This is a genomic window from Burkholderia sp. HI2761, from assembly GCF_002223355.1.
Classification (GTDB): Bacteria; Pseudomonadota; Gammaproteobacteria; order Burkholderiales; family Burkholderiaceae; genus Burkholderia.
Map to the genome: position 1 here is coordinate 383,580 of NZ_NKFN01000007.1, position 12,470 is coordinate 396,049.

General features: G+C 63.3%; 13 protein-coding genes. 6 read left to right on the forward strand and 7 right to left on the reverse strand.

Going from position 1 to position 12,470, the window contains the following annotated elements; genetic code table 11:
- Window positions 1-43: 43 nt before the first annotated feature.
- The gene (locus CFB46_RS19305) at window positions 44-865 is read right to left on the reverse strand and encodes a siderophore-interacting protein (RefSeq protein ID WP_089500872.1); all 822 of its coding nucleotides are present in this window, start codon (window positions 863-865) and stop codon (window positions 44-46) included.
- 37 nt (window positions 866-902) lie between these two features.
- A complete protein-coding gene (locus tag CFB46_RS19310) occupies window positions 903-1,613 on the reverse strand; it encodes a PadR family transcriptional regulator (protein WP_089500873.1) in 711 nt (236 codons plus the stop codon).
- Window positions 1,614-1,909: 296 nt separating this feature from the next.
- Here CFB46_RS19310 and CFB46_RS19315 point away from each other — a divergent pair, with 296 nt between their 5' ends.
- Window positions 1,910-2,209 carry a winged helix-turn-helix transcriptional regulator gene (locus CFB46_RS19315; RefSeq protein WP_227789684.1) on the forward strand — a complete coding sequence of 100 codons (300 nt, stop codon included), beginning with the start codon at window positions 1,910-1,912 and terminating at the stop codon, window positions 2,207-2,209.
- A 74-nt stretch (window positions 2,210-2,283) separates the two neighbouring features.
- Here CFB46_RS19315 and CFB46_RS19320 read toward each other — a convergent pair whose 3' ends face one another.
- Window positions 2,284-3,183 carry a LysR family transcriptional regulator gene (locus CFB46_RS19320; RefSeq protein WP_089500874.1) on the reverse strand — a complete coding sequence of 300 codons (900 nt, stop codon included), beginning with the start codon at window positions 3,181-3,183 and terminating at the stop codon, window positions 2,284-2,286.
- Window positions 3,184-3,258: 75 nt separating this feature from the next.
- Between CFB46_RS19320 and CFB46_RS19325 the strand changes: the two genes are divergently transcribed.
- Together CFB46_RS19325 and CFB46_RS19330 are read left to right on the forward strand one after the other, a co-directional pair.
- Complete coding sequence (locus tag CFB46_RS19325; RefSeq protein ID WP_089500875.1) at window positions 3,259-4,047, forward strand: DODA-type extradiol aromatic ring-opening family dioxygenase; 789 nt, start codon at window positions 3,259-3,261, stop codon at window positions 4,045-4,047.
- A gap of 30 nt (window positions 4,048-4,077) precedes the next feature.
- A complete protein-coding gene (locus tag CFB46_RS19330; protein ID WP_089500876.1) occupies window positions 4,078-4,695 on the forward strand; it encodes an FMN-dependent NADH-azoreductase in 618 nt (205 codons plus the stop codon).
- A 412-nt stretch (window positions 4,696-5,107) separates the two neighbouring features.
- On the opposite strand, the gene CFB46_RS19335 is transcribed toward CFB46_RS19330, so the two are convergent.
- A complete protein-coding gene (locus CFB46_RS19335) occupies window positions 5,108-6,064 on the reverse strand; it encodes a LysR family transcriptional regulator (RefSeq protein WP_089500877.1) in 957 nt (318 codons plus the stop codon).
- A 256-nt stretch (window positions 6,065-6,320) separates the two neighbouring features.
- Between CFB46_RS19335 and CFB46_RS19340 the strand changes: the two genes are divergently transcribed.
- Window positions 6,321-7,232: a DMT family transporter gene (locus CFB46_RS19340; protein WP_152777936.1), complete on the forward strand. Its 912-nt coding sequence runs from the start codon at window positions 6,321-6,323 to the stop codon at window positions 7,230-7,232.
- Between the two features lie 62 nt (window positions 7,233-7,294).
- Window positions 7,295-8,320, forward strand: coding sequence for an alpha/beta hydrolase (locus CFB46_RS19345; protein WP_089500879.1), 1,026 nt, complete (start codon window positions 7,295-7,297; stop codon window positions 8,318-8,320).
- Between the two features lie 205 nt (window positions 8,321-8,525).
- Here CFB46_RS19345 and CFB46_RS19350 read toward each other — a convergent pair whose 3' ends face one another.
- Both CFB46_RS19350 and CFB46_RS19355 read right to left on the reverse strand, forming a co-directional pair.
- Window positions 8,526-9,047 carry a DUF2867 domain-containing protein gene (locus CFB46_RS19350; RefSeq protein ID WP_089502257.1) on the reverse strand — a complete coding sequence of 174 codons (522 nt, stop codon included), beginning with the start codon at window positions 9,045-9,047 and terminating at the stop codon, window positions 8,526-8,528.
- Between the two features lie 122 nt (window positions 9,048-9,169).
- The gene (locus CFB46_RS19355) at window positions 9,170-9,751 is read right to left on the reverse strand and encodes a TetR/AcrR family transcriptional regulator (protein WP_089500880.1); all 582 of its coding nucleotides are present in this window, start codon (window positions 9,749-9,751) and stop codon (window positions 9,170-9,172) included.
- 255 nt (window positions 9,752-10,006) lie between these two features.
- On the opposite strand from CFB46_RS19355, the gene CFB46_RS19360 reads away from it, so the two are divergent.
- Window positions 10,007-11,158 carry an alpha/beta fold hydrolase gene (locus CFB46_RS19360; protein WP_089500881.1) on the forward strand — a complete coding sequence of 384 codons (1,152 nt, stop codon included), beginning with the start codon at window positions 10,007-10,009 and terminating at the stop codon, window positions 11,156-11,158.
- A gap of 133 nt (window positions 11,159-11,291) precedes the next feature.
- Here the strand turns inward: CFB46_RS19360 and CFB46_RS19365 are convergent, their stop codons facing one another.
- The gene (locus CFB46_RS19365) at window positions 11,292-12,383 is read right to left on the reverse strand and encodes a porin (RefSeq protein ID WP_089500882.1); all 1,092 of its coding nucleotides are present in this window, start codon (window positions 12,381-12,383) and stop codon (window positions 11,292-11,294) included.
- Window positions 12,384-12,470: the final 87 nt, after the last annotated feature.

A 12,470-nucleotide genomic window follows, 5' to 3' on the forward strand; every position in this document is an offset into this window, starting at 1 on the left:
CACGATTGTTTCAGCCGCCCGGCAACCGGGCGCCGATCCCCGGTCAGTCTTCCAGCGTTTCGTGCACGGCCGCCGCGCCGCGCTTCCAGTAGGCCGCCGCGCGGATGCGCGACTTGTCGACGCCGCGTTCACCGGTCAGGTGCTGGCGCACCGCGCGCATCGACAGCGCTTCGCCGGCCGCCCAGACGTAGCCGTCGCCGGACGACGGCAGCGGCAGGTCGCGAACGGCATTGAGCAGCGCGTCGCCGTTCGCCGCGTCGGCTTCGGCGCGGAAGCGCCAGATTTCATGCACGTCGGCGCGTGTATCGAACGAGATCTGCGCGGTGCGATCCGCGACTTCCAGCACGACCGCCGCGCGCGCACCGGCCGGCAATTCCTCGAGACGCCGCGCGACGGCCGGCAGCGCCGTATCGTCGCCGATCAGCAGATGCCAGTCGAAACCGGTCGGGACGACGAACGAACCGCGCGGGCCGCCGATGCCGAGCCATTGGCCGACGCGTGCCTGCGCGGCCCACTGCGAGGCCGGGCCCGGATGGTTTAACACGAATTCCAGATCGAGTTCGCAGGCGGCGCGGTCGAAGCGGCGCGGTGTGAAGTCGCGCGCGACCGGCTTCGGTTCGCCTTCCGGAAACTCGGGGCCGTTCGCGCCGAGCGTCGGCAGCGCGGGCCGCTCCGTGCCCGGCGGCGGGAAAAAGACCTTCACATGATCGTCGAACGACGCGGATTCGAAATCGGCGAGATCGGGGCCGCCGAGCGTGACGCGCAGCAGATGCGGTGTCACGGTGTGCACGCGCAGGACCTGCAGCAGGCGGAACTTGAGGGGATGGCGCACGCGGGTCACGGTGCGCTCGGGCGTGTTCTGCATCAATCTGTTCTCCTTAGTGGTGACGGGGCGGCGCGGGTCACGCGCCGGCGCCGCCTTCGATTTCGGCCGTCGCGCGGCGCATGATGGCCGCGATGCGACGCTGTTCGTCGGCATCGGCGGAGCTCTTGTGCAGCAGCGCACGCTTGAGCGCGAGACGCGCCTCGACGAATTCCGGCAGCCAGCCGGCCTGTGCTTCGTCTTGCGCTTCGTTGCCGGCCGATTCTCCGGCGAACGCGCGGCGCATGAACTCCATCTTGCGAGCGAGGTGCGTGAGGCGCGCGAACAGCGTGTCGACGCGTTCGCGCTGCGCGTCGAGATGCGTGCGGCCTGCGTCGGTCAACGCATAGCGCTTGCGGTTGCCTTCCGCTTGCGACGCGACGAAGCCGACTTCCTCGAGATACGTGAGCGCCGGATACACCATGCCGGGGCTCGGGGCGTAAAAACCGTTCGAGCGCGTGTCGAGCGCCTTGATCAGTTCGTAGCCGTGGCTCGGTTGTTCGGCCACCAGCGCGAGCAGCAGCAGTTGGAGATCGTCGGAGCTGAACTGGCGACCGCGCGGCATGCCATCGTCGCCGAAATCGCCAAAGCCGCGGCCGCCCCGGCCGCCGAACGGGCCGCCACCGCCGAACGGATCGTGGCCGCGACGGTGGCGACCGATGGCGTACCAGAGACCGGCGAACCAGTCGGGGCGGGCATGCGCATCATGACCGTCGCATCGGGCATGGCCGTGGAAGTGGTTGTGTCGCATGATCGTGTCCTTAGATATGTCGGAAAATATATCTAAAGATATATATCGAAAGATAGGGCGTCAAGGGGAATTATTGGGGTTGGATGGGAGTGCGGGGTGGCGATTTGCTTGGATGTCGGCATCGCCCGGGAAGGCGCAGGCGAAGGTGGGCAAACGCGGTGGGCGGGCGTGCGTCGGAGAACCTTGGCGAAGGATTGTGAGGCGATTGACGCGCAATCGACCTAGGGGGACTGCCTGGAAGTTGGGGAAACCTAGCCTGGAGAGGGGAGCAAATCTAGCTTGCTTCGTTGGTCTTTATGGACCGGCCAGCCTTTCGTAGACATCTTCGGGCAACCGAGAAGGTCCCGATTCAACCGTTGCGCGAACTTGCGGACGACGATGTCATCACTCGCCGCGACTACCGGACGGTTCCGCCGAAGGTGGATTACGAAATGACGCCATTGGGTCTATCGTTGGCGCAAGCACTGAAACCGCTTTGCGCCCGGGGCGATGAAAACCGGGTTCGGACTGGTGGGGTTGCAGAAGGAAGCTCAGTCGACCGCTGCCTGACATGGGTCGACAAGAACGCAGGCGCTCGGGGGCGACCCACCGCTTGACACAAGGCGCCGCAGCAACGTAGTCCCGCTCCGCTTGGGAAGTACTTGAGGTTCCCGTAGGACTGCATTCTGTTTCACGGAGACAGACGGCGCTTAAGTTCCTCGAGCAACCAGCGTCCGGCGACTCCCGGCACATGGTCGCGCCGATGGGCCGCATAGATTGTTAGTCCGTCTCGAGGGGTTGGGTCGTTTTCGATCTCGATACGAACCAAGCGGCCCGTCGAAACGAGATCGCTGACGAGATGACTGGGCATGCGGCACCAGCCCAAGCCTGCCAGGACGAAATCCATGCGTCTCGCCAGATCGACGAATCGCCATAGTCTGGCGCTTGAAAGTCCATAGGATGCGCCGCCTGGATCAACTGGGTCCGAGAGCACGAGTTGGGTATGAGGCTCCAGGTCGCTTTGCGTTGCCGGTCTCCCGAGTATGGCCAGCGGATGGTCGGGTGCGACGACCGGGATCAGTTCGATGCGCAGTAACGGATACGCGACGATGTCCTCGGGCACGCCGGGGAGCAGCAGGCAGATGGCCAGCGCGGCGGAATCATCGCGAAGACGGCGCAGGGCACCACCGAGCCCTTCGGTCCTAAAGCTGACGGGAAGGTCGGGGTAGGTGCTCCGCAGAGCGTGTAAGCTCTGGATCAATGGCGAAGTCGGCACAAGCGGATCGATCGCAAGCGCAAGTTCGGCTTCCAGGCCGGCGCGGTTGCTGGCGGCCACAGCTTCGAAGCGAGAGGCGCTGGCGAGGACTTGGCGCGCCTGGTCCACCAGCACCTGTCCAATATCGGTGAGCCTGGGACGGCGGCCGCTTCGGTCAAACAGGCGGACGCCTTGTAACGCCTCCAGTGTCGCAACCGCTTGGCTAATGGCCGACTGTGCGCGCCGAAGCTTGCGGGCGGCAGCTGAAAAGCTGCCAAGGTCCGCAATCGTCACCAGCACCCGCAGCTGATCCAGACTAAGAGTGCCAAGTGCCATGTATCATAAAAACCGATATAAAAGATAAGAATTATATCACTTCGCATGAAGGGTGGGCGACGGCAAACTTCGTCCATGCAACCGACTTTCTTCATCAACCACGGCGGTGGTCCTTGCTTCTTTCTTATGCCCGGTCCGCTGCGTGCCGTCTGGCATGAGTTAGAGATATACCTGCGCAACTTCTCCAACGCGCTGTCGGAACGGCCATCTTCCATACTCGTTATTTCGGGGCACTGGGAGGAAGCGATTCCGACTGTGAATGTCGGTGCGACTCCGGAACTGCTTTTTGACTATGACGGATTCCCCGACTACACGTACCGACTGAAGTGGCCTGCATCTGGCGCGCCAGACCTCGCGGTTCGAGTGCGCGAACTTCTCGGTGCCGCTGGTGTGGCGAGCGCAGTCAATGAGCGGCGTGGCTGGGATCACGGTGTTTTCGTGCCGATGAAGGTCATGTTTCCGGCCGCGGACATTCCCCTTTTGCAGCTTTCAATGCAGCGTGGGCTTGATCCCGCTGTTCACCTTGCTATTGGGCGAGCGTTGAAGCCGCTGCGCGACGAGGGTGTACTCATCATTGGTAGCGGGCAGACCTATCACAACATGCGTGGTTTTTCGGGCGGCCTCCGGGACCCTGGTGCGGAAGCCTTTGACCGCTGGCTTCGCGCTGCAATGGTGGACAGCTCCACCCGCAATCAAGCGCTGATCCACTGGGAAAGGGCCCCAGGTGCGCGCGCCGCCCAACCACATGAAGACCACCTGCTTCCACTCATGGTCGCCGCCGGCGCAGCGTCTGGTGAGCCGGGGCATGTCGATTTCCATGGCCAAGCACTGGGTAAGCCGATCTCCGGCTTTCGCTTTGGTTGATTTAACTACTGAGACTTAAAGAGGAAACCTATGACCCAACTACTCGTCGTTGAAACCAGCCCTCGTGGTGATTCTTCCATCTCGCGCAACATGACGCGCCGCTTCGTCGCGCAATGGCAGGATGCAAATCCAGGAGGAAAGATCCTTTGGCGCGATCTTGCGGAAACGGATCTGACATTTGTCTCAGCACCTTGGTTGCAGGCGTACTTCACTCCTTCCGAACGCCATACGGCCGAGATGAAGGAGGTACTGCAGCTGTCCGATAGTCTGGTCGCCGAACTGCTGGCCACAGACCACATCGTCATTGCCACTCCAGTTTACAACTACAACATCCCTGCTGCCCTGAAGGCCTGGGTCGATCACATCGTGCGCAAAGGACTGACACTGGGGTTCGACGGAAAGGGGCTGGTTACGGGGAAAAAGGCGACGGTTCTGTTGGCGTCGGGCGGCGTTTATACCGAAGGCTCGCCTATTCGCGACCGAGACATCGCGACCCAATACCTGAAGCTGATCCTAAATGTGATCGGCATTTCCGACGTGACGATCGTCGCGGGAGAAGGGGCCAAGGTTGTTGATCTTGGCGAAGAGTCGATGGATAGCTTCGTCGGGAAATTGGACTCTCACCTTAAGCTTGCCGCAGCAGGTTGAGATGGACTTATTGCTCGACGTGCAGACCGCGGATCGATGAGCTGAGCGAACTGTGCGCCTCACGAGACATCCACACACGAAAACACGATCCGCCGCTCTGAACGGCATCGAGCGCATCACATCAAAGGGGCCCTTGCGCCCCCTTCATATTTGAGCAAAATGCTCGACATTGCGCCGCCGTTCAAGCGCGGTTCCGGACCGCCATCAACAACCAACCCCTCCGCAGCAAGCGCGCGGGTAAAGAGGGAACAGGCGATCTGACCAATGCGCCGGGCTTGGCAACGTAGCGGTAGCACCAGAAACACTTGAAACGCACGACAGGGATTCGACGCGATTGCCATGTGCGCGGCACCGAGCTATCCGCGGCTTCCTATGGATGCTGCTCACCCGCCCCGGCAGCATGCTTGCGGACTCAGCTGCCCATTTCCCCAAGCAGCGAGTCGACATTCGCATTCAGCCGCTCGGCACCGCGCCAGATTTGGCTGTCGATGATTTCGTCCACCATCCCGAGGATCATCCGTTTCCCTTCGAGCACTGCTTGCGAATGCGAGCGCGCCGTATTTTCACAGAGCGCCCAGGTGATATAGGCGCCCCGGATCGGACTCCACGAGATCGAATCTTCCCAGAACGCATTGCCACTGACCGCGCAACATGGCGTCACGGTGTCCGCGATTCCTCGCCGGGCGAGTTCCATCGAGAGATGCATCGCATCGAGTTCGAACAGGATGTCGAGTTCGACATTGCGACGGACCATCGCGTGTTCGATGGTCGAGCGGATGACATTCTGTTTTCCCGCCAGCGCGAGTTTGCGATCGCCGAGACGCGACAGCGGCACCGCCTTGTCGGGCCTCAAGCCGGCATCCCTGGCGCTCACGAGAATGAGCGGCTCCCGAACGAGTGGTGTATGGGCGTAGCCCTGCGGCGGCGACGCCTCGAACGGGACGATAGCGAGGTCCAGCATTCCGGAATGCATGACGTCACGCAGCTCGTGGCTCACGCCCTCGTGAACACGAAGCCTCACGCCTGGATAGTCGGCGACCAACCGCGCCACGAAGTTCGATGTGAAGAGATTGCGCCACGACGGCGCAATACCTATCGCCAACTGACCCGCGGCGCGGTCGCCCACTTGCTCGACCAACGATGTCAACTGACGAAGAATGGGTCTTGCTCGCTCCACCAGCAGCGTGCCGGCTTCGGTCAGCTGAACGCCGCCCCGCGTTCGCGTAAAGAGCTTCGCGCGAAGTTGATGCTCGAGCAGCGCGATGTGGCGCGACAGCGCCGGCTGCGAGAGCCGCAAGTCGGTGGCGGCCTTGTTGATGCTGCCGAGTTCGGCCACGCGCAAGAAGTACTCGATGAGGCGGGAGTCCACGATGCCTCCGTGCGTTCCAGTTGGGCGATTGCGAAAGCAGAGAAAGCATAACGCCGCTATTCAATATGTGGATAACAGCCATAGAACGTCCGCATTATCGGGATAACGCAGCGCTCGTTAGCATTGAAGCAATCGCATACGAGGTCCTCGACCAAAGCAGTCCCATGGCAGCCCCTGATATCGAGCATTTCACGAGTCCGTGCCTCCGCAGCAAGGAGGCCGCGATCGCCGCATTCGGCAGACAGGAGGGCGGCAAGTGACGGCGACAACCACGACCCATGCCGGTTGGAGCGCACGTCGCGGCTGGATCGCGCTCGCCGTCGGCTATCAATGGTTCTATAACGGAGCCAATTTCCTGGCTTTCAAGGTCGCCGGTAACGCGTTGCATCCGCTGATGGTGGCGACATTGCGCTTCTCGCTGGCGGCGCTGGTCATTCTGCCGTTTGCGCTGGTCCGGTGGCGCCGTTCACCGGCGTCGGTCCGCGAGTCGGGTGGGGCGGTGTTGATCGGCATCACCATGCTGGTAGCCAGTCAGGCACTGGCGATCTGGGGGACGCATTTTCTGCCGGCAGGGGTGGCTGCGGTATTCGGCTCGTCTTCGCCGCTCTTTCTGGCGTTGTTCGCATGGGCGGTGTTTCATCGGCCGCTGAGAGGCCGTCAGGTCGCCGGGGTCGCCATTGGCTTTGCCGGTCTCGCGCTGATGGGCTGGACGTCTGCTACCGGCGGCGACTCCCGGCCGATGGGCGCGGCGCTTGCGCTCACCGGGGCGGCGGCCTGGGCAGCCGGATCGCTGCTTGCGCCGCGACTGGCGTTGCCTCGCGATCCCGTCATCAGCCTGGCGATACAGCTGATATCGGCCGCAGCGGTGCTCGGTGCGATCGTCGCCGTATCGGGGATCGCTGCCACGACGCATCTTGCGCGCGTACCGCCGGCGGCATGGGCTGCGCTCGCGTTTCTCGTCGTGGCGAGCACGCTGATCGGTTACGCCGTGTTCCTGACGCTCAACGCTGAGGTGTCGACGACGCTCGCCAACACCTTCAACTATGCGGCGCCGGTGATCGCGCTGGGTCTCTCGGCGCTCCTGCTCCACGAGCCGTTGACGCTCGTGAAGCTGATTGCTGGCGGCATCGCGTTGGTGGGTGTGGCGCTGATGATCGATCGCAAGTAGCCCGGCGAACGGCAGGCTTTTCACCTTCGGCAAACCGCTGAAATCAACCGGAGTCCTGGATCATGACGGAGACATCTCGACACCCGCTGGTATCGCGCGCGCTCAACACGACGCGTCAGGTGACGCACTATCTCGAGAGCGGGCCGGCCGAGGGGCCGCTGATATTTTTTCTGCACGGCTGGCCGAGCTCGAGCTTGATGTGGCGCGCCCAGATGGACGCCTTTGCCGCCGACGGCTGGCACTGCGTCGCGCCGGACCTGCGCGGCTACGGCGGCTCTTTTGCGCCAGAAGCGAACGACGCCTACACCATCGAGGCAGTCGTGGCGGACATAACCGAACTCCACGATCACCTCGGCGGTGCGCCTGCGATCTGGGTTGGGCACGACTGGGGCAGCGTCGTGGCCGCCGAGTTGTCCGCGCACGAGCGCGAGCGCAGCCGCGGTGTCGTGCTGACCTCGCTGGCCTATCAACCCGACGGGCACGCCCTGAGCACGGTCGTTCCGCTGATCGACCGGGCGATTTATCCTGCCGACGAATATCCCGATGGCCAGTGGGATTACTACCGCTACTACATGACGCATTTCGAAGCGGCGGTGGCAGACCTGGATGCGGACCGGACAGCATCGCTGGCGTCGATTTTTCGACGGGGCGACCCTGACGGGATCGACAAGGTGTCGCCGAATGCGGTCGTCACGCGCAATGGAGGGCGTTTCGGTGCCGCGCATCGTGCGCCGCCGACTCGCCCGGATCCGGCTCTGTGGCCGCCGGCGGACTTCGAAGCGCTGGTAGAGTCGTTCAATACTCATGGTTTTCGTCCCGCCTGCGCGTGGTATCTGAACGATGAGGCCAACATCGCATACGCGCGCAACGCGCCGGATGGCGGCCGTCTCTCGCAGCCGGTGCTGTTCGTCAACGGCGAATTCGATCAGATTTGCAGCATCACCGGAAATCGCCAGGGCGACCCCATGCGTGCGGCATGCGCAGACCTGACCGTGACGACGATGCCGGCCGGACACTGGTTGCCGCTGGAATGCAAGGCACAGCACGTCGAAGCGGTCCGCGTCTGGCTCCGGAGCAAAAATCTTTGATGCGGCGAGACATCGCTCGGACTGTTTGCCTCGATTCACGCGTCGCAGAGCACACTTGCAAGTTCGCACTCCTTGCTGACTGGGGCGAAACCGGCGACGATCGACAGCACCAGCAGCCACGCGCGCCACGTTGCCCCGCGATGCGCTGCAGCCGTACGTCTTCCATGATCCGATGGAAATGAATCGCTATGCCGGATCCTCGCCGCTACCGGCCGGGCCATCCGAGCGTCTGTGCCCGGTCGAGCGAGGCTCGCACGACGAGGCGATGGAACGGCGCGATAACGCCGAGATAGGCGCGGCCCAGCAGACGATTGTAGAAGACGAGCGTCGTGAGTATCAGTTGCCGGGGCCGGTCGCCGGAGGCAGGCTGCACGAGAATCGACACGCGGAAATCGAGATGCGCGTCGTCCTCGCCCAGAATGATCTCGTCTTCGTGCCGTTCGAACACGCGGAAAATACTGAGCCGGTCGCCGTTCGCGGCTTTCAGGTCGATCGTTCTTTTGAGGCCGAACGGCCGGACGGCAATGTCGCGAATTTCCTGCAGCATGGCGATCCACTGGGGTTGTCCTGCAAAGACGTATCGAGCGAGCGACTCTGCGTCGTTGCAGGCAGTCGCCGGCAAGTCCACCGAAAATGCGTCGACGAAATCGGCGGTGCCGTACGACCGGCTCAGCCTCGAGGTCGCCGGCGGGCCGATCTGCCTGGCCTTTTTCGGTTGCTTCTGCATGCCCATTCTCCATGCGTTCAAGTTGTCCAGCTGCCTCGGCGCGGCCCAAATGAGCGTGACCTATTCCTGCCTGAGCTGAAGCGAACTGATCGTGGTGGTCCGGCAACGAACATCGGACCGGATCACCCCTCGGGAGCAGTCCACCTCTGGACACTGACCTCTGCCAGCGCTTCGAATACGGCCGGCGTGCGTTCCAGGCGGGCGATCGTTCGTGCGCCTTCGAGGGCGGCTACCAATGCGGCCGCGGAGGAGTCCGCGCGCGCGGGAGCGAAACCGCAGCCCCTGAAATGCTCCGCAATAATCGCGGTCGATTCGGCAAATCCACGCGCCACGCGTTGGGTCAGCTCGGCGTCGAGCGCGGGTAGCTCATTCGCCAGATTCTGCATCAGACATCCGTACTGGAAATCGGAGGCGACCATTTCGGCCGCGAACGTGCTGAAAATTCGATGAACGAAATTCAGCGCATCGCCCGCCGTACTCGCCGAGATATCCCGCAACACGGCCATTCGATTCGCAACATAGTTGTCGATGGCTTCTTCCGCGAGTTGCGCCTTGCCCCGTGGGAAATGAAAGTAGAACGATCCTTTAGGCGCGCCGCTTTCTTCCAGTATCTGGGTCAAGCCGGTCGCCGTGTAGCCCTGGATGCGGAATAGTCGCTCGGCCGTGGCAATTGCGCGAGCGCGCGCGTCAGTCTTGCGTGTCATGCCGAGAACCTATCACGTTCCGCTTGACGTGGCTATGGTGACCGACATAGTATGGCGATCACCATATATCGGAGATGTGCGATGTCCTGTTACTCGATCAAGCCATCGGCATCCCGACGAGCGGTCCTGGCGATGGGCGCGGCCGGCCTGGTTGCGGCGTTCCTTCGACCCGCCCGCGCAAACCCTACGGGAGGAATTGATTTGGCCACGTCGACCTATGGCGAGGGAACGCTTCCCACCGGGGTCCGCTCACGCATGATCCATGGGGTCAACGGCCTCGATGTCCATGTTCTCGAGGCCGGTTACGAAAGTCCCGGGCGGCCGCTCGCGCTGCTTCTGCATGGTTTTCCGGATCTGGCTTACGGTTGGCGACACCTGCTCCCCATCCTGGCTGACGCCGGATATCACGTCGTCGCGCCCGACCAGCGGGGTTTCGGGCGCACCACCGGCTGGGTGAACGGCTATGACGCCCCTCTGGCGCCATTCGGTCTCCTGAATATGACGCGCGACGCCCTCGGATTGGTTTCGGCGTTGGGGTATCGACGGACGGCGATGCTCGTCGGGCACGACCTCGGCTCGCCGGTGGCGGCCTATTGCGCGCTGGCGCGGCCTGACGTCTTTCCGTCGGTGGTGCTGATGAGCGCACCGTTCCCCGGGCCGCCGGCCCTGCCGTTCAACACCGCGCAAGGCGACGCATCGTCGGCTCGTCCGAACACCGAGAATCAGAAGTTGGCGGCCGCGCTGGCATCGCTCGACCCGCCCAGGGAGTATTACCAGCAATACTTGAGCACACGGCAGGCGAACGATGACATGTGGCACCCCCCTCAAGGCTTGCACGCCTTTCTTCGTGCATTTTTCCATGTCAAGAGCGCGGACTGGCCGGGAAACAAGCCGTATCCGTTGAAGGCGCGGACCGCCACGGAGCTTGCACGGATGCCCACCTATTACGTGATGGATCTCGGCAAGACGATGCCCCAGACCGTCGCGCCATTCCAGCCATCCGCCGCCGAGGTCCGGGCCTGCAAATGGCTCACCGAGCCGGAACTCGGGGTGTACACGGCCGAGTATGGCCGCACGGGATTTCAAGGCGCCCTGCAGGCGTATCGCGTCTTTTCCGATCCTGATCTGAACGCCGAGTTGCGTCTGTTCTCGGGCAAGACGATCGATGTCCCATCGCTCTTCATTGGCGGAAAGAGCGATTGGGGTACCTATTCGGCGCCGGGCGCGCTCGATCTGATGAGGACGAAGGCGACGACGAGAATGAGCCGCATCGAGTTGATCGACGGCGCCGGTCACTGGATCCAGCAGGAGCAACCGGGTCGGCTCGGCGAGCTGCTGCTCGCCTTCGCCAAGGAGGTCGGCGCGGCGGATCGTGCTGGCGATTCGTTCGGGAGCGGCGGTCGTTAGGGCGTCGGCGCCTGCCCCCACTGCCTTCGATCGCGGAGTGAAACATGAAGGGGACGAAGGCAGCGGCCGAACCGGCGTCGCGCCTTCGTCGTCGGCCGCGCCGGATGCCGGACCGCCGACAGCCCGCCCCGGATCAGAACCGCGTACTGAACCCGATCCGCGCGATTGACTGCAGTGCGCCGCTCGACGCGCCATTCGGATCCAGCACGCCGTTGATCCGCGCGTTGCTGCCGTGGCTTGCGCGCTGATGCACGCCCGCCACATACACCATCGTGCGTTTCGACAGCCAGTACTGGACGGCGGCCAGGACCTGGTGCGCATGCGCGTTGTCGAGCGTGTCGTTGCCTTTCATGTACGTGTAGCTCGCGCCGACCACCCAGGCGGGCGACGGATGCCACGACGCGCCGGCCTCCGCCGACCAGACGCCCGCGCCGTTCCCCGAGTTGCGCACGGTCGTCACGAGCGCCTTCCCGGTGACCGTGCCGAGCGTGTAGTGCACACCCGCGCCCCAGTTGCGCACGCTGGACGCCGGCAGCCCGGCCGCCGCGCCGTATTTCTGGTTCGTATAGGCCGCCCCCGCGCCGAACGGACCGTTGTCGTAGCTCGCGCCGACGCTGACCGTGTTGTTCGCGCCCACCGACCCCGCGACGTTGCCGAAGCCGTACAGCGCGCCGACGGTCAGGCCCGCCAGCGACGGGCTCGTGACCTTGACCGAATTCGCGACGCGATTGCTGCCGGCGACACGATCCCAGTCGAACGCGCCGGTCGGATTGTTCGGCAGCGCGAGCTTGTCGAACGGCCCGTTACGAAAGCCGTACAGGCCGACGAGGTCCTGCGCGATCTCGTTGCCGCTGGCAGCCAGCGAATCGACCATGAACTCGTACTGGTTGCCGAGCGTCAGCGTGCCGTACCGGTCGTTCTGCAGCCCGACATAGGCCGTGCGCGCGAACAGCCCGCCACCGATGATCGAGCCGTTGCCGAGCGAATACTGATTGACGAGCCGGAAGATCGCACGCGTGCCCGCGCCGAGATCTTCCTTGCCCTCGAAGCCGAGCAGGTTCGGAAAGAAGATGTTGTCGTCGAATTTCGGGTTGCCGTGGCCGCCTTCGTTGCTGACATAGCTGATGCCGGCGTCCATCAGCCCGAACATCGTCACGCTGCTTTGCGCGAACGACGCAGCCGGGATCGTGCAGGCCGCGAGTGCCAGAAGGGTCTTTTTCGCCATCTCCAATGTGCTCCTCACATGTTTCCGATCGGGTCGGATATTTTTAATGGGACTACTGATTGTTGTGATGAATGCCGAAGCGGATGG

Excerpts from the sequence above, each read along its gene's own strand:
- CFB46_RS19355 (WP_089500880.1), bottom strand. The coding sequence starts at position 9,751 with ATGACACGCAAGACTGACGCGCGCGCTCGCGCAATTGCCACGGCCGAG.
- CFB46_RS19325 (WP_089500875.1), top strand. The coding sequence starts at position 3,259 with ATGCAACCGACTTTCTTCATCAACCACGGCGGTGGTCCTTGCTTCTTT.
- CFB46_RS19350 (WP_089502257.1), bottom strand. The coding sequence starts at position 9,047 with ATGCAGAAGCAACCGAAAAAGGCCAGGCAGATCGGCCCGCCGGCGACC.
- CFB46_RS19345 (WP_089500879.1), top strand. The coding sequence starts at position 7,295 with ATGACGGAGACATCTCGACACCCGCTGGTATCGCGCGCGCTCAACACG.
- CFB46_RS19310 (WP_089500873.1), bottom strand. The coding sequence starts at position 1,613 with ATGCGACACAACCACTTCCACGGCCATGCCCGATGCGACGGTCATGAT.
- CFB46_RS19360 (WP_089500881.1), top strand. The coding sequence starts at position 10,007 with ATGATCCATGGGGTCAACGGCCTCGATGTCCATGTTCTCGAGGCCGGT.
- CFB46_RS19305 (WP_089500872.1), bottom strand. The coding sequence starts at position 865 with ATGCAGAACACGCCCGAGCGCACCGTGACCCGCGTGCGCCATCCCCTC.
- CFB46_RS19320 (WP_089500874.1), bottom strand. The coding sequence starts at position 3,183 with ATGGCACTTGGCACTCTTAGTCTGGATCAGCTGCGGGTGCTGGTGACG.
- CFB46_RS19365 (WP_089500882.1), bottom strand. The coding sequence starts at position 12,383 with ATGGCGAAAAAGACCCTTCTGGCACTCGCGGCCTGCACGATCCCGGCT.
- CFB46_RS19315 (WP_227789684.1), top strand. The coding sequence starts at position 1,910 with ATGGACCGGCCAGCCTTTCGTAGACATCTTCGGGCAACCGAGAAGGTC.
- CFB46_RS19330 (WP_089500876.1), top strand. The coding sequence starts at position 4,078 with ATGACCCAACTACTCGTCGTTGAAACCAGCCCTCGTGGTGATTCTTCC.